Origin of the sequence: Candidatus Njordibacter sp. Uisw_039, assembly GCF_047730075.1 — a bacterium.
Lineage (GTDB): Bacteria > Pseudomonadota > Gammaproteobacteria > Pseudomonadales > Balneatricaceae > Njordibacter.
On the sequence record NZ_CP159831.1, the window covers coordinates 1,303,851 to 1,320,788 of the forward strand.

Sequence of the window (16,938 nt, forward strand, 5' to 3'; positions counted from 1 at the left end):
TTTAAACGCATGTTTTAAACAAAAATTATTAGTAAAAAACAACAATGACAAGTTCCACCATTGATCGTATTTTAGATGCCGCAGAAGCTGAGTTTTCAGCTCATGGTTTTGTAGAGACATCTCTTAGAACCATTACTAGCAAGGCCAAGGTTAATTTAGCCGCAGTAAATTATCATTTTGGTTCAAAGAAAGGCTTAATTCAAGCTGTAACAGATCGTTTTTTAGGGCCACTAACTCAAAATCTTCATGCACAGTTAAGTGCTTATGAAAAGTCTTTTAGCAAAAGCCATAATGATGAGCAAGAGTTGCAGGTTTTGTTGGCTATTTTGGCACGATCTTGCCAGCACGTTGCGCAACAAAATCATCATAGTTTAGCTGTGTTTGCACGCCTTATAAGTACCGCTTATAGCCAGTCCCAAGGGCACCTTCGTAAGCACCTTTCCTATCAATACGGTGCTTCATTTTTGTACTTTATGAAACTGCTTCGTAAACATATGCCAGAGATGACTGATGAGCAGTTTTTTTGGCGTTTTCATTATCTATTGGGCATATTGGTTTTTTCCCTTTCCAGTAGTGAAGCTCTTTTAGCTATTTGTGAGCGAGAATACGCTAGCAACCGTAGTTTGGATCAAATTATGGTGGATATCGTACCCGTTATGGCGAGTGCGGCCCAAGCACCAATTATAGGAGAGTTTTAATGAACTCGATGAACCAGTTGTTAGGAAATGTAGGGATAGATACTTCACAATCGATTTTGCTTACTAAAGTGTTTCTGTTGGTATTAGCAGTACTATTATTTAACTTTGTAGTGCGTAGAATATTTGTGCGTTTAGCCGTACAGCTGAAAAAAACTGAAAATGAATGGGATGACGCTCTGCTCGATGCCGCACGTAAACCTTTAGCTTGGGGAGTGTGGGTTTTAGGCATAGCCTGGGTTGTGGGTATTGTTAGCCACGCTTTTGATGCTGACACCTTAAGTTTTGTAGCGAGCTTACGTGACACCTTACTCATTGTTTTGGTGTCTTGGTTTTTAGTACGCTTGGTGAGTGTGGTTGTTTCTACGTTAGCTCGACCAGGTAAACATAGAGATGCATGGGATAAAACCACTGTAGAAGCTATGGGTAAGCTAGTTAAGGCGGCTGTTGTAATCACCGCTATTTTAGCGTTGATGCAACACTTTGGTTTTTCTATTTCTGGCGTATTGGCCTTTGGTGGGGTAGGTGGTATCGCCATTGGTTTTGCTGCCAAAGACCTGTTGTCTAACTTTTTTGGGGGCTTGATGATCTATTTGGATCGTCAGTTTTCTGTAGGTGATTGGATCCGCTCGCCTGATAAGGAAATTGAAGGCACGGTGGAATACATTGGATGGCGCATCACCCGTATCCGCACCTTTGATATGCGCCCGCTCTACGTGCCTAATGCAACCTTCACCAGTATTTCCGTAGAAAATCCTTCGCGTATGCATAATAGGAGGTTTTACGAGACTTTTGGCCTGCGCTATGAAGATCAAGACAAAGTCCAAGCCATTACTGTAGCGGTTAAAGAAATGTTATTGGCCCATGCAGCCATAGATACTCAACAAACTCTCATGGTCAACGTTAATACCTTTAACTCTCACAGTGTAGATTTTTTTGTGTACAGTTTTACCAAAACAACTAAGTGGGCCGAGTTCCATGAAATTAAGCAGCAGTTGCTTGGTTTAATCAGCGATATCGTAGCCCTCCATGGTGCAGATTTTGCATTTCCCACCCAAACTATTCATCTCATGCCTCAACAGGTAATGGATACCAACGGTTCATGAGTAAGCAGCACTATATTTTTGGCTATGGTAGTTTAATTAGCAGCTCTAGCCGTCGAATTACTGGTATTGCAGGTGATTCATTAGCCGTACGAGTGCAGGGATTAGAGCGGACATGGGTAGGTTGGGAAGGGACTGGCATGCGTGCCGTTGCTGCAAGACCGATGGCAGGTGCATGCTGTAATGGAGTGTTATTTGAGGTGCCAGAGTCTGAGTTAGAAAAGTTTGATGAGCGAGAAACGCATTATAGAAGGGCCCAACTAGATCTATCACAGGTAGACTACCTGCAAGGAGACCAAGCGCTCGATGAAAACAGTCAGGTCTGGGTTTATCTATACAACCATAAAGGCCATGGGTTACAGAGTGCGCCTATCGTACAATCCTACCTTGATGTGATTTTGTTGGGTTGCCAGGAAATAGCGCCCACATTTGCAAGGGAATTTATAGTACATACCCTTAATTGGGATATTTGGCATGATGATCGCCACCAACCTGTTTATCCTCGTGCCCAATCTCATTCAGAAGCCATGCAGCTAGATCAGCTATTGGCGGAACTCTTGCCTCAAGCTTTTACTCGGCGGTGCTTGGCGCCGTAAGGTCTACCAATTTAGGTTCATCTGCTGGTATTGCTTCCAAAATAGGCTCTGCTGGCGTGTAGGGAATCACTTTAACCAGAAGCACTAGTTTAGGGTGATCTAAGTAGTGTAATTCTTTACTGCGCATCTTACGCCTTTGGATGAGGCTGTAGCGAGTTTCAATAATTGGCACCAAGCTTTGCCTGTCGCTTAAGAACTTTTGTTTGGTGTGCCGACTGCTTGCGCTTTCGATGGTTGGGAATTGGTTTAAATGCAATTCACTGTGGATGTGTAAATAACGTCCTTTGCTGAATCCCAAACTACCTTCAAGCTGCTGATGGCCGGCCCAAGTATAATCACCCTTAATATCGATCCAGTGAATGGCTTTGTTGCCCTTTAGAATTTGGCGCCAGCTTTGATGTACTAGAACTTCATAATCCTCATGATTTGCTAGTGTTTGGACCTCGTTATTGAGGATGCGTTGGTCTGCAGGCAAGGCTATGAACTCAACATTCTCTAGTTCGTTTCGGTCACTTACTTCTGGGTCAAAGTGGGCAAGGGTCCTACCATGATGCCATGATATAGGGGCTGGCTGAAATGGGAATGCTTCTAACGTAGGAACCTTATCTCCTCGTTTGGCAATAATGATCTCTATTTGATACCAGGTCTCGTCTTTGTCGTCAGCGGCCAATGCTAACGTTGGTTGTAACATTAATAAAACCATAAAAAACGCAGTAAACACGTGCCAATGTGGGAGAAATCTTGATCGCATGTTTAGCTCATTTGTTTAATTAGGTCTTCCATTCGTTGGAAGCGTGTTTCAGTTTTTTCCATAGGTAAAGTAAACCTTAAATTGGTGCCACCCTCAAGTCGGAAGTTTCGAGGTTGAGTTTGTACTAGTTTTACTAACACCATGGGGTCTATCTTGGTATTCTTGCCGAACTCCATGCGGCCATTGCCTGCGGAGGCTTCAATGCGTGTAACACCAATAGCCTGAGCTTTTAACTTTAAACGATTTTGGCGGAAAAGGTTTTTTATTTGATCAGGCAGTAAACCAAAGCGGTCAATCATTTCCACTTGTAACTCTTTTAATGCCGCATTGTCTTCGGCGTTGGCAATCCGCTGATACATAACTAAGCGATTATGTACATCAGGTAAATAGGCTTCTGGAATAAGCGCAGGCAAGTGTAAATTAACTTCGGTACCACGCGATAGTGGTTGGTCTAGATTTGGTGTTTCGCCTTTCTTCATAGCTTCAACGGTTTGGTTGAGCATTTCCATATACAAACTAAAACCAATGCCTTGCATTTGGCCACTCTGCTCTTCACCCAAAAGCTCACCAGCACCACGTATTTCCAAATCGTGACTTGCAAGGGTGAAACCGGCACCGAGGTCAGCTGTAGCTTCAATTGCTTCGAGACGTTTGATGGCATCCTTGCTCAACAGTTTTGGGTGAGGCGTCATTAAGTAGGCATAAGCTTGATGATGGGAGCGACCTACACGACCACGTAATTGATGCAGCTGAGCTAAACCAAACTTATCTGCACGCTCAATAATAATTGTGTTGGCGGTAGGTATGTCAATGCCAGTTTCAATAATGGTAGAACACACAAGCACATTTGAGCGCTTATGGTAAAAATCTCCCATTACCTGTTCTAGCTTGCGTTCACGCATTTGCCCGTGGGCCACACTAACCCGTGCCTCAGGTACTAGTTCACGCAGTTTTTCAGCACTACTTTCTATGCTTTTAACTTCATTATGCAAATAATAAACTTGCCCTCCACGAAGCAGTTCTCGCAAAATAGCTTCTTTAACGAGTTTTTTGTCGTTTTGTCGAACAAAAGTCTTGATGGAAATACGCCTTGCTGGTGGCGTGGCAATAATGGAGAGGTCACGCATGCCTGCCATGGACATATTCAATGTTCTAGGAATTGGTGTGGCTGTGAGAGTTAAAATATCCACTTCTGAGCGGAGCTTTTTGAACGACTCTTTTTGTTGTACACCAAAACGGTGTTCTTCATCAATAATAAGCAAACCTAAACGTTTAAAATTAAGTTTACCTTGTAAAATTTTATGGGTGCCTACCAAAATGTCTAGGGTGCCGTCCTCAGCGTGAACCATGGTTTTAGTTTGTTCAGCGGCCGTTTGGAAACGTGACATCACCGCAACATTCACTGGCCAATTGGCAAAGCGGTCCCGTAGGGTATCGTAATGCTGCTGTGCCAAAAGTGTGGTGGGTACTAATAACGCTACTTGTTTACCACCGTTAACCGCCATAAACGCTGCCCGCATGGCAACTTCTGTTTTGCCAAAACCTACATCACCACAGACTAGCCTGTCCATGGGTTGGTCTGCCATCATGTCGCTTAATACGGTTTTTATGGTCTGTTCTTGATCCGGTGTTTCTTCATAGGGAAAAGCGTCGCAAAATGCTTGATAGCTCTCATCTGGCTTTGGAAAGGCATACCCATCACGAGCTTCACGCAGGGCATAGATGTGTAACAACTCTGCGGCGGTATCCTTAATTTTTTCTGCAGCTTTGCGCTTAGCTTTAGTCCACTGTTCGCCACCCAATTTATGTAACGGTGCGTTTTCACCACCCGAATAACGGGACAGTAGCTCAATACCAGAAACGGGGACGTAAAGGGTGGCTTCATTGGCGTAGAGTAATACTAAGAACTCGGCATCTTGGCCATCTATACTAAGGCTTTGCAAACCATTATAGCGGCCAACACCGTGATCTTGGTGAACCACAGCATTGCCAATACTTAGTTCAGCTAAGTCATGAATAGCGGTGTTGGGATTTTCTGTGACTTTGTCTCGGCGACGTCGCTGGAGTACTTTTTGGCCAAATAGTTGTGCCTCACAGACAAGAATAAGACTGTGTTCAGGTAAATTTAGGCCTTGTTCTAAAGGTGCAACACAGATCGCAAAATTAGGCTTTTTGGTAATAAAATCAAGCCAGTCATCTACATCCTCTGGGGCCGTCGGTAATGCTTTAAATAAATCGAGTAATGCTTCTTTTCTGCCGGCTGATTCAGCGCAGACCAATATACTTTGCTGCTGGCCTTTGAGCACTGTTTCTAAAGCAATGAGCGGCTTAGCCAGTTGGTTATTAATCGCAACTTGAGGGTTTTGGGCACCACCTAAATTATATAAACCCTTGTTGGCTTCAGGTTCAACAAAAGCGCCTTCTTGTAGATCAATGATGGGAAAATTTTTAAGGCCAGAAAACATTTCATCGGTAAACAAAAATAATTGTTTAGGTGCTAGCAGTGGGCGTTCTATATCATGACTATAATCTTCATAACGTGATTCAATGTCGCACCAAAAATGCGTGGCTTGAGCTTCAATATCACCTTGTTTTACCACAAGAGTGGAACCTGGAAGGTAGTCCAGTAAGGTTGACATGGAGTTAAAGAATAGGGGTATGTAATATTCGATACCGGCGGGTGCAAACCCTTGGCTTACGTCTTGGTATACGGGGCAGGCTTTTGGGTCTAAATCAAATTGGCTGGTAAAGTTTTGCCTAAAGTGGCTAATCGCGACATCGGTTAATGGAAACTCGCGGGCGGGTAGTAAATTGAATTCAGTAATTAGGGCCGTAGTACGCTGACTATCAGCATCGAAATAGCGCAGACTTTCAATTTCATCGTCAAATAATTCAATTCGTAATGGCGCGTGGCTGCCCATGGGGTAGAGGTCAATTAAACCACCCCTTAAAGCATATTCACCTGCTTGGGATACGGTTTCTGTGAGCAGGTAACCCGCCTGATCTAAACGTTGGCGAAATTGAGTTTGGGGTAACTCTTGTCCAGTCGACAATGTAAAGCTGTTGCCAGCTAAGTAGTTCATCGGGGGCAGGCGATGGAGTAGTGTGGCCACTGGAACGATGACCACACCTTTGCTCAAATGAGTGATTTGGTTGAGCGTGCTAATGCGCTCTGACACAATATCTGGGTGGGCAGAGAAGCTATCGTAGGGCAATATTTCCCAATCTGGCAGCATTAAACAATCAAGCCCAGTACCGGTTAGGAAAAAGTCAACTTCCGCACTCAATTTAAGTGCGGCATCTGTGTCTTTTACCAGCGCTAGTACAGGCCCTTGGTGGACTTCTGCGGCTTCGGCAATGGCCAAGGCCGAAGCTGCGCCGTGGGTTTGTCCCCAATTAGACTTATGACCAACTTTAGAGGGTATAGAGGTGGGTTGTAATAACAAGCAAGAGTCCTAAAGCACTGGCCGTAAAGGCAAAAAAATACCCTGCTATTGTAGTGGCTTCTGTTTTAACTTGCATTAAAACCCTGCAAAATGGCCTATATTAAGTATGGCTGTGTACTATTTATCTTGTGATTGGTTATATTGAGCGAAGGCTTTGCTATTTTTGCTGTGAATATAATCAGCTACTTTAATAGGTGCATAGTTTGATACATCGTTAACAAACTTTTTGAAATCCCTTGGGTCAACGATCGTATCAGCATCTGGGTCAAAAAATATGGGCATAGAGTAGCGTTCGTTGTTAGATCGATTGATGACGCGATGCAAGTTTGAAGATAAATATCCATTGGTCCAGCGATGTAATAGATCCCCTATATTGCATACAAAGGTATTTTCAATAGGTGTGGCTTCAACCCACTCTTGTTGTTTATTTAGGACTTGCAGACCACCGTTGTTATCTTGATACAAGAGTGTAATGACGCCAAAATCTGTGTGGGGTGCAGCACCAAAACGCTCATCAGCCTCATCCTGTTGGCTTGAACGAGGGTAATACACCAACTGGCTGCGACCTAGTGGGCTGGTATATCGATGTTCAAAAAAATCAGAGTTCTCTCCCAAACCTACGGCGATGGCTTTAAGTACTTGCCTGCCTAGCAAGCAGGTTGCATCATAATACGCGAGCAGGTCACGTTTTAATTCGGGCAGTGACGCAGGCCATAAATTATGTGTGATGAGAGGGATTTGGGTTCGTTTAGCCCACATTTCATCAGACCAAAATTCTGGCCCAGTAAAAAATATTTCTTTTAAATCGTGGGTTTTTGCGCCTTCTAAGGTGGCCATTTTGGGACCTAACCATCCTCTTTGGTTGGTATTAACCGCGACTAGGGCTTTTTCTTCCTGACTTAAGTGGAAAAAATGCCGCGAGGCATCTAATGCTTGTTGGATCACTTGAGGATCGATACCATGGTTTTTTATATAAAAGAAACCAGTATTTAAAGCCGCTGACATTAAAGGTTTGGATACTTCTGTAACATTGCCTTGTAACATCAGTGGTGCAAAATCGATGACTGGAATATCTCCAACTGACACAGGTTTTGCTTTTGCATAATCGCGACTCATTGCCGTTACTCTTTGTATTTGCTCTTGGATTTAACGCGCCCGTATGGTGTCTGGCAGCCAAGTGGCTAATTCAGGCCAAATAACTAGAATGACAATCATCAGCGCCATCAAGCCCACCATAGGCAGGGCTGTTTTAGCGATGTAAGAAATCTCATGTTTAGTCATGCCTTGTAAGACGAACAAATTAAACCCAATTGGGGGAGTTACTTGCGCCATTTCTACTACCACAACGATAAAAATACCGAACCAGAGCACGTCAATACCTGCTTGGCGGATCATTGGTTCAACGATGGCCATAGTGAGAACCACGGATGAAATGCCATCTAAGAACATACCTAAGATGATGTAAAATACTGTCAATGCCATGATTAGTGTTAAGGGTGACAAACTCATGCTGTCGATAAAAGCTGCCAATGCTCGTGGAATACCAGTAAATCCCATGGATAGGGACAAAAACGCAGCACCCATGAGAATTAACGCAATCATTGCTGAAGTTCGGGTGGCGCCTAGCAGACTAGCAACAAATGTATCCCAGTTAAGTGACCGCTGGGCCGCAGCTAAGGACAGTGACCCAACAACGCCAACAGCAGCGGCTTCTGTAGCGGTGGCGTAGCCCATGTACATGGAGCCAATGACCGAAAACACTAATAATAGTACAGGCACTAAAAAACGGCTAGTCTTTACCATCTCCACAAAGCTCATAGGAGGTTCTGGGTCAGGGCGGGGGCCTTTACCAAAGTAGTGCCACAAAATAATGTAGCCCATAAATAAGCCGGCAAGCACTAAGCCTGGCAAAATACCTGCCATAAACAATTTAGTAATAGACTCGTTAATTGTTACGCCATATACGATCAAGGTTAATGATGGCGGAATCATTAAACCTAAGGTTGCGGCTCCTGCAAGGGTACCGATGATCATGTGCTCTGGGTAATTCCTAGCACGGAGCTCTGGAATCGACATTTTACCAACGGTGGTTAGTGTGGCAGCAGATGACCCGGACACGGCAGCAAAAATGGTACAGCCGGCAATGTTGGTGTGGAGTAAACCCCCAGGTAGCCAGCTCATCCAAGGTGCTAGTCCTTTGAACATGTCTTGGGATAAACGGGTGCGGTATAAAATCTCCCCCATCCATATAAACAGGGGCAGGGCTGTTAAGGTCCAGCTGGAAGCGCCTGTCCAAATGGTAGTGATCATGGCGTCTCCAGCAGGGCGTACGGTGAACAACTCCATGCCTACCCAAGCTACACCCATAAGAGCAAGGCCGATCCAAACAGAGCCGCCTAATAAAGTGAACAAAACCAATAAAAATATGCCTACAGCGTAGAGCTCATTCATTCTATTGACTCCGTTCTAATTTGAGATTCTCTGGTGACAAGCAGCCTAGTTAAATGGTCCCATACGGCAATAGCCAATAGCACTGAGCCAATAGACATGGCGATTTGTGGTAACCACATGGGGGTATAGATCCAAACGTTAGCGGGTTGACTCCAAATGTCGCTCCACGTTGTAGGCCATGAACCAAACATAGAGATAACATTCACAAGCCATTGGGGAACTTGATCTTGCCCTTGAGTAGTGTCGTTGAGCATGGCAGATAATTGGTTGGTTTTAATGGCATAACGGGCAAAGTAAGTGGCAATAAATGCAGCAACATACATTGCTAAAGCATCAAGCCTAAACTTGAGCCATTGATTCCAATTTAATAGAACCGATACGCGAATGTGAGCGCCTGTTGTTAGCGCATAAGCTAGGGCGAAGAATGATGTGCAAGCCATGGCGTAACCTGCAAATTCAGTTGATCCAGGAAACGCAATGTTGCTCCATCTGGCGATCATTTGCGCCACAATAAGTAATAAAATCATCACCATAAAGCAAGCTGCTATAAGCCCAGACAAACGATATAGCTTATCTAACCAGGGCCAAATAGGGGTGAGCCACGACCGTAATACCTTGGGCTTTAGTAGAGAAGCAAGGCAAACGATTGAGGGTAATACGAACAACAAAAACCACAAAGGTACGCCTAAAACAGGTGACCAATCGTTCATTGTATTCTCCAATAAAAAATGAGCGGCGGAGGTTCCCGCCGCTAGTTTGACTCAATTGGAATTACTGTGCGTTATACGAGTCTAGAATGGCTTGGCCATCACTACCTACGTTAGCTAACCAGTCTGCTGTCATTTTGACACCAATAGCCTTTAGCTCAGACAAGAATACTGGACCAGCATCTTCAACGCTCATGCCATTAGATGACAGTTGCTCAAAGTACCAACTGGCAAGCGCTTGTGATTTGGCAGAACATGCTGCACCCGTTTCATCGGCTGCTTTTTGAACTTGACCTTGAGTGGTGGAATCTAAACCATCCCACACGCCTTTATTAACCATCACGTAGTTACGTGGTAACCAAGCGTTAACCTTGTAGTAATGAGACAAGCTTTCCCATACTTTACGATCGTACCCTGTTGAGCCAGAAGAAATGAAGGACTCCGCTACGCCTGTTGCCAACGCTTGGCTTAGCTCGGCTGCTTCAATTTGTACTGGAATCATACCTAACTCTTCTGCAAAGGTTGCGGTTGCAGAGTTGTATGAACGGAATTTAATACCTTGTGTGTCGGCACTAGATTTTACTTCTTTGTTAAAATAGAACCCTTGCCCTGGCCATGGACAGGTGTATAAAGCCACTAAGTTTTGTGCTGACAAAGCTTTGTTGACATAAGGCTTTGCAGCAGCCCAAAGTTTGTCATTGTCTGCGTAAGTGGTGGCTAAAAACGGTACGTTATCCCACCCTAAAATGGGTAATTCGTTTGCATGGGCAGACATAAAGCGCTCACCAATAGGGGCTTGGCCTGTTTGTACAGCACGTTTTATTTCACCACCTTTAAAGAGTGAGCCTCCGGCATGTATGGTGATGTCTACATCACCACCGGTATAGTCACGCACTTTGTCTGCAAACACTACCCCCATTTCGGAGTGGAAATTACTCGCTGAATAAGCCATGGGCATGTCCCATTGCTCGGCCATTGCTGGCGCAGAGATGGCGGCTAACGCGGTAGTAGCTGTCAGTAGTTTTTTAATTGATGTCATAATCATTTACCTTTTTATTGTTGTTGGTATGCTTCTTAAATGAAGCGGTTTGGGGAATAAATGCTAACGTCTTCTTGCAGCATGTTTCCATTAATCATTTGAGCCAGCATCCAGCCTGTTTTAGGGCCACTGGTTAGGCCGATGTGGTGGTGACCAAAACCTAAAAACACCCCTGGCTTTTGGGAAATTTCTCCAATGATAGGGATTGAGTCAGAGGGTGCAGGGCGGTGCCCCATCCATTCAGTTTCATGACTCCACGTTAATTTAGGAATAGCATGTTTGATGCTGTTGCGCAATAAATCGAAGGCTTTTGCCGAGGGTTTTGCGTCTAACCCCCCAAATTCAACGATGCCAGCAAGTCGTATTCTATCTTTCATTGGAGTGATAACAAACTTGCTGCCAGCCACCATGACAGGAGCTTTAGGTGTGAAGTTAGGGTGCCATAGGTCAATGTGGTAACCCCGTTCAGTTTCGAGAGCGACATTAACTCCTAGTTTAGCTGCCAGTTTTTTAGACCAGGCCCCAGTAGCCAATACGGCCACATCACAAAGTATCTTCTGCCCGTCAATGATTACTGCGTTGAGTTCGTTACCCAGGTAGTCGACATCTTCAAAGCAACCATTTACTTTGACACCTCCGTGGTCAATTACATGCTGTTCTAAGGCTTGCAAATATGCTCCTGGGTCACTAATTCTGCCGTGATTTTTCATCTTAGCTGCAAAAGTTAAGCTGTCGGCAAAACAGTTGTCATAAGCAGCAAATTCTGTGCCATCAAGTTCTGTCCATTTGATGCCATGTTGCGATCTTAGTGACCAGCCAAACGCGTCACTTTCAAAGTGCTTGCGGTTTTTGTATACATAAAGATAGTCCGTAGGAATAATGAACTTTTCGGCCCCAGTACCTTCAGCCATAGCTAGATGATTGCCGATACTCTCTGATACTAATGGCTGCAGTGCGGCAGCAGTTTGGCTACAGTTTTTGACGTTTGCTCTACGCAAATATTGCCATAACCAAGGTAACATTCTGGGCAAGTAACGCCATTTTACGAATAGGGGTTCATTGGGGTCAAGTAACATGCGTGGTGCTTTTGTTAATAATCCTGGGCTGTTGACGGGCACCACAGAACATGAAGCCAGTACGCCACCATTGCCATAGCTAGCGCGCTGGTCTTGGCTCGATTTATCAATAAGGATGACTTGATGGCCTGCTCGCTGCAACCAAATGGCGGTGGCAATCCCTATAATGCCATTGCCAATGATGGCAACACGTTTGACTTTTTTTACCAATGCACTATCCCTCAATTTATACTTACTGAGTATCGCCAATCAATGGTATCATTTCAAATATCAATTTATTCAATACCTATAAGTTTAAGTGATGTATATATGAATCTACGGTTCCGCCAATTACAAGCGCTTCATAAGGTCGTCGAATCTGGCACAGTATCGGCAGCGGCTGAGCAATTGAATATTTCCCAACCAGGCGTTTCAAACTTATTGAGTCAACTTGAGCATACCTGTCAACTGAAGTTATTTAACAGACTTAAGGGTAAACTGATCCCTACCAATGAGGGTTTGGTTTTGTACAATGAAGTTGACACATTAGTGAGAGGCTTGGCTCATGTAGAGCAGTCCGTTGTCGATTTACAAAATAAGCAGACAAGTAAACTGCAAATTGCTTCTATTCACGCCTTATCATTTGGGTTTATGCAGGCACAAATTGCACAATTTTCAAGGCAATACGAAAATCTTTCGGTGTCATTTCAGTCTCAGTACTCACAGAAAATCCAAGAATGGGTTGATGTTGGGCTGTTTGAAATAGGTGTGAGTGAGATGCCAGTTGCTACAGGGCCGTTTAATACCGTGGTTTTTAAAATCGAAACTCTTTGCGCGATGCCTAGTGATCACCCCCTAGCTTGTCATAAAGTGCTGACACCAAGCTTATTGTCAGGCGAGCCGTTAATTATTATGGGACCGCAGCATATGGTCACACGGCGCGCTAAGGAGGCATTCGTGGAAGCTGGAGCAAGGTGGAATCCTGTAGTTCATACGCATTTGTTTGCTAATAAGTTGAGTTTTATTAAAGAGGGTATGGGGATTGGCTTGGTGGATGTGATTTCCCTACGTAATGATTCTTCTGACAGGTTCATTACTCGCCCGTTTGCGCCAAATATTAATTTGGATGTGGCTATTATTACCTCGAAGAGTAGACCCGTATCAGATACGGGGCAAGCCTTTCTTGGCCAGCTTGAGTCCCATCTTTGGGCTAGCTGTAAATCTATTAAAGTGCGGGAGTGAAGGGTGTTATGCGGCCTATAATTGGTATTCTTATGCTTGACTCACAATTCCCACGTATTTATGGCGATGTTGGTAATCCCACTACTTGGGGGTTTGATGTTGCAATCGAAGTGGTGCCCAAAGCGACGCCTCAGGCAGTGGTATGCCGTGGGGAGAATTTGTTAGACCCATTCATTGCTGCGGGACAGCGATTAGTTAAACAAGGTGTGTCTGGCATTACCACAACCTGTGGTTTCTTGTCTATTTACCAGGACGATCTGTCAAAGGCATTAGGCGTACCCGTATTAACGTCATCCCTAATGCAAGTAGCCAGTGTTAATGCCACCTTGCCACAGGGAAAATGCGCAGCAATTTTGACGATTTCTGCTTCAGCGTTAACCTCCGAATATTTATGTGCTGCTAACGTGCCGCTGGATACCCCAATTGGCACCACGGAGGGAGGCTTGGAGTTTAGTCGTTGTATCCTTAACGATGAGCCTGTTCTCAATGTTGAACTGGCAAGAAAAGACAACATTAACTCGGCCTGCGCACTCGTGCAGTCAGACCCAAGTATTGGCGCATTAGTATTGGAATGTACTAATATGGTGCCATATGCAGCAGATATTGCCACTGCTACTGGCTTACCAGTTTATAGTATGTATAACCTCATTAGTTGGTTTGAGACGAGTCTAGCGCCACCACAGTTTACGAGTTAGATTTAGCTTAAATGTGCTTGACCTTTATAGGTTTAAATAATGCTTAATATTTGCCGTAGTCGTTTGCCAAATCTGGCTATTTCCACGATAATATGTGCTCCCAATGATGGGTAACTAAAAGGTTAAACACCTGAACCGCAACCAAGCCGTTTTTATACGGTGAACAAAGGGACTCACTGTGAGCCAAGAACAAGTGTTTTCAGACTGGAAAGACCGTGAAGCGTTAGCCGAAGCCATGATCCCCTTGATTGGTAAAATCTACCGCGAAGATAATGTAGAGGTTTCCGTATTCGGCCGCTCTGTTGTGAATCGTTCTGTCATTAGTATTCTTAAATCCCATCGTGCAGCACGCATGCTGGAACACACCAAGTTATCTGTCCATGAAACTTTCCCAGTAATTGAAGTGCTGCAGAGCCTGGCGCTATCTAACGTACATGTAGATATTGGTAAGTTGGCCATAGGTTTCCGTGATAACGGTGCTGGCCAAAGTTTACAAAGCTATGTTGCTGCTGCCTTAATTGGTGCGGTAAATAAAGACAGTGCTAAAACTCAGGCAGATGTGGTGCTTTATGGCTTTGGCCGTATTGGTCGCTTGTTAGCCCGTTTGTTGATTGAGAAGACTGGTGGCGGTCAAAGCTTGCGTTTGCGTGCCATCGTGGTGCGTAAAGGTGGAGATAACGACCTTGCTAAGCGAGCTAGTTTGTTGCGTCGCGATTCAGTGCACGGCACTTTTCAAGGTACGATTACTGTAGATGAAGAACAAAATGCTTTGATTGCTAACGGTAATGTCATTCAGGTAATTTATGCAAGTTCGCCAGATTCAATTGATTACACCGATTATGGCATTAGTAATGCCGTTGTAATTGATAACACTGGTAAGTGGCGTGACGAAGATGGTTTATCTTTGCACTTGCGTGCTAACGGGGTGTCTAAAGTAATGTTAACAGCGCCAGGTAAGGGCATTAAAAACGTCGTTATGGGTGTTAACCAAAAAGATATTGAAGACACAGATACCATATTGTCTGCAGCCTCATGCACCACTAACGCCATCACCCCTATTTTGAAAGCATTGAATGACAAGTATGGCGTAGCCAACGGCCACGTTGAAACTGTGCATGCCTATACTAATGATCAAAACTTAATTGATAACTATCATAAAGGCGATCGTCGTGGGCGCGCAGCTGGTCTTAATATGGTTATTACGGAAACGGGTGCGGCTAAAGCCGTGTCTAAAGCTTTGCCTGAATTAGAAGGCAAATTAACCGGTAATGCTATTCGAGTGCCAACGCCTAACGTTTCTATGGCGATTCTTAACCTTAACCTTGATTCAGAAGTTGAACGTGATGAGCTAAATGATTATTTGCGTCATATGGCTTTGCACTCTGATTTGCAAAAACAAATTGACTACACAGATTCTCCTGAAGCCGTGTCTAGTGATTTTGTAGGTTCTCGTGCCGCTGGCGTGGTAGATGGTTTGGCGACTGTCGCTACGGGCAAGAAGAACTGTGTGGTTTATGTTTGGTATGATAATGAGTTTGGTTATTCTTGTCAGGTGATTCGTATGTTGCAGCATGTAACTAACACAGGATTACCAGCGTTCCCTGTCGAAGACTAGATCTTCAAGCTGTTGTGCTCCTGTTAATGACTCAATTTAATAAAAGGCTGCCTTAGGGTGGCCTTTTTTGTGATAAGGCTAGAAGAATTGAGTAAATTTTCGTATAATAAGCCGGCTTTTTTTATTGGTTTTAGTTGCGCATGCTCTGTCTTACGTTAATCACTAAAGCCGACCATAACTCTCAATTGGGTACGACTTATGATCAAGATCAGACGCGGTCTGGATTTGCCATTGTCTGGTGCGCCGCAGCAAAGCATCGAAGATGCTGCAGCGGTAAACCAAGTGGCTGTGATCGGTGCTGACTATGTAGGCATGAAGCCTACCATGCTAGTCAGAGTTGGAGATCGAGTAAAGCTCGGCCAAGTGTTGTTTTCTGATAAGAAAACCACTGGCGTTTACTTTACAGCGCCTGCCGCTGGTGTGGTAAGTGCAATTAACCGTGGCGCACAACGGGTGTTGCAATCTGTTGTAATTGACATCGATGGCGATGATGCTGTTGAATTTGCAACCTGCGCTGCCAGTGATTTAACAAGCCTAACTACTGAGCAAGTGGCCGAAAACCTGCAAGCGTCTGGCTTGTGGACTGCACTACGCACACGTCCATTCAGCAAGGTGCCTGCTATTGATAGTAAGCCTCGTTCTATCTTTGTTACGGCCATCGATACTCATCCTCTAGCTGCAGATCCTGCGCCTATTATTGCCGCTCAGCAAGACGCTTTCGCACAAGGCTTACAACTGCTGACCAAGTTAACTGACGGGCAGGTATTTGTTTGTGCTGCTGCAGACGCGCAAGTGCCTCAGGTTACCGGTACTCAAGTTGAGCGTTTTCAAGGTGTGCATCCTGCGGGTCTTGCCTCTACACATATTCACATGTTGGATCCTGTGAGTGCTACCAAAACAGTTTGGGTTGTGGGCTACCAAGACGTGATCGCTTTTGCACAGCTATTTGCTATGGGTAAATTACCTACTGAGCGAGTTGTTGCCTTGGCTGGTCCAATGGTAACTAAACCGCGTTTAATCCGCACTCGTTTAGGCGCTTCTACCACTGAACTTATAGTTGGTGAAACTAAACGGGGCAAATTTGACAACCGGGTTATTTCTGGCTCTGTACTCGGTGGCAATACAGCTTCTGGAACTACGGCTTTCTTAGGCCGCTATAACAACCAAATTACAGTGCTTGAAGAAGGCAAAAAGCGTGAGTTCATGGGTTGGATGACTGCTGGTAGCCAAAAACACTCTGTGCTGAATATTTTCTTATCGTCTTTGAACCGTACTAAGAAAGTAGCTCTCAATACCTCTACCAATGGCTCACAACGTGCCATGGTGCCAGTAGGTACATTTGAACGTTTGATGCCCTTAGATATTCTGCCTACGCAACTGCTGCGCAGTTTGGTGGTGGGTGATATCGTTAATGCACAAGAACTAGGTTGTTTAGAACTTGAAGAAGCTGATTTAGCTTTAATGACCTATACCTGTGCTGGCAAATACGAATACGGCGCTATATTGCGTGACGTGTTAACGCGTATTGAGAAGGAGTGCTAAG

At 44.5% G+C, this 16,938-nt stretch carries 14 protein-coding genes; 7 read left to right on the forward strand and 7 right to left on the reverse strand.

The features are described 5' to 3' along the window. The first annotated feature begins 44 nt into the window (after window positions 1-44). The 3 genes from ABXT70_RS06190 to ABXT70_RS06200 are packed head-to-tail and all read left to right on the forward strand — an operon-like array spanning window position 45 to window position 2,394. On the forward strand, window positions 45-698 hold the full coding sequence (locus ABXT70_RS06190; RefSeq protein ID WP_443642301.1) for a TetR/AcrR family transcriptional regulator: 654 nt from the start codon (window positions 45-47) through the stop codon (window positions 696-698). After that, window positions 698-1,801: a mechanosensitive ion channel family protein gene (locus ABXT70_RS06195; RefSeq protein ID WP_443642302.1), complete on the forward strand. Its 1,104-nt coding sequence runs from the start codon at window positions 698-700 to the stop codon at window positions 1,799-1,801. The genes ABXT70_RS06190 and ABXT70_RS06195 overlap by 1 nt, the downstream gene beginning before the upstream one ends. Further along, window positions 1,798-2,394 (forward strand): gamma-glutamylcyclotransferase family protein, encoded by a 597-nt coding sequence (locus ABXT70_RS06200; protein WP_443642303.1) that lies wholly within the window; start codon window positions 1,798-1,800, stop codon window positions 2,392-2,394. The genes ABXT70_RS06195 and ABXT70_RS06200 overlap by 4 nt, the downstream gene beginning before the upstream one ends. On the opposite strand, the gene ABXT70_RS06205 is transcribed toward ABXT70_RS06200, so the two are convergent. The 7 genes from ABXT70_RS06205 to ABXT70_RS06235 all read right to left on the reverse strand — a co-directional run bounded on the left by ABXT70_RS06205 (window position 2,369) and on the right by ABXT70_RS06235 (window position 12,074). Further along, window positions 2,369-3,085, reverse strand: coding sequence for a CsiV family protein (locus tag ABXT70_RS06205; protein ID WP_443642304.1), 717 nt, complete (start codon window positions 3,083-3,085; stop codon window positions 2,369-2,371). The two genes, ABXT70_RS06200 and ABXT70_RS06205, sit on opposite strands and share 26 nt — an antisense overlap. 62 nt (window positions 3,086-3,147) lie before the next feature. Continuing rightward, entirely contained in the window at window positions 3,148-6,591 is a 3,444-nt protein-coding gene (gene mfd / locus ABXT70_RS06210; RefSeq protein WP_443642305.1) for a transcription-repair coupling factor, read from the reverse strand. Window positions 6,592-6,708: 117 nt separating this feature from the next. Next, the gene (locus tag ABXT70_RS06215; protein ID WP_443642306.1) at window positions 6,709-7,707 is read right to left on the reverse strand and encodes an isopenicillin N synthase family dioxygenase; all 999 of its coding nucleotides are present in this window, start codon (window positions 7,705-7,707) and stop codon (window positions 6,709-6,711) included. A 30-nt stretch (window positions 7,708-7,737) separates the two neighbouring features. Then, a complete protein-coding gene (locus tag ABXT70_RS06220; RefSeq protein WP_443642307.1) occupies window positions 7,738-9,042 on the reverse strand; it encodes a TRAP transporter large permease in 1,305 nt (434 codons plus the stop codon). Beyond that, window positions 9,039-9,752, reverse strand: coding sequence for a TRAP transporter small permease (locus tag ABXT70_RS06225; RefSeq protein ID WP_443642308.1), 714 nt, complete (start codon window positions 9,750-9,752; stop codon window positions 9,039-9,041). Before ABXT70_RS06225 ends, ABXT70_RS06220 begins: the two co-directional genes overlap by 4 nt. A 61-nt stretch (window positions 9,753-9,813) precedes the next feature. Next, window positions 9,814-10,788: a TRAP transporter substrate-binding protein gene (locus tag ABXT70_RS06230; protein WP_443642309.1), complete on the reverse strand. Its 975-nt coding sequence runs from the start codon at window positions 10,786-10,788 to the stop codon at window positions 9,814-9,816. 35 nt (window positions 10,789-10,823) lie between these two features. Continuing rightward, window positions 10,824-12,074: an NAD(P)/FAD-dependent oxidoreductase gene (locus ABXT70_RS06235; protein ID WP_443642310.1), complete on the reverse strand. Its 1,251-nt coding sequence runs from the start codon at window positions 12,072-12,074 to the stop codon at window positions 10,824-10,826. 42 nt (window positions 12,075-12,116) lie between these two features. On the opposite strand from ABXT70_RS06235, the gene ABXT70_RS06240 reads away from it, so the two are divergent. The 4 genes from ABXT70_RS06240 to ABXT70_RS06255 all read left to right on the forward strand — a co-directional run bounded on the left by ABXT70_RS06240 (window position 12,117) and on the right by ABXT70_RS06255 (window position 16,937). Further along, entirely contained in the window at window positions 12,117-13,085 is a 969-nt protein-coding gene (locus ABXT70_RS06240; RefSeq protein WP_443642311.1) for a LysR family transcriptional regulator, read from the forward strand. Window positions 13,086-13,093: 8 nt separating this feature from the next. Further along, the gene (locus ABXT70_RS06245) at window positions 13,094-13,780 is read left to right on the forward strand and encodes an aspartate/glutamate racemase family protein (protein WP_443642312.1); all 687 of its coding nucleotides are present in this window, start codon (window positions 13,094-13,096) and stop codon (window positions 13,778-13,780) included. A gap of 178 nt (window positions 13,781-13,958) precedes the next feature. Continuing rightward, on the forward strand, window positions 13,959-15,395 hold the full coding sequence (locus ABXT70_RS06250) for a glyceraldehyde-3-phosphate dehydrogenase (protein WP_443642313.1): 1,437 nt from the start codon (window positions 13,959-13,961) through the stop codon (window positions 15,393-15,395). 198 nt (window positions 15,396-15,593) lie between these two features. Next, window positions 15,594-16,937, forward strand: coding sequence for a Na(+)-translocating NADH-quinone reductase subunit A (locus ABXT70_RS06255; RefSeq protein ID WP_443642314.1), 1,344 nt, complete (start codon window positions 15,594-15,596; stop codon window positions 16,935-16,937). The last annotated feature ends 1 nt before the right edge of the window (window position 16,938 follow it).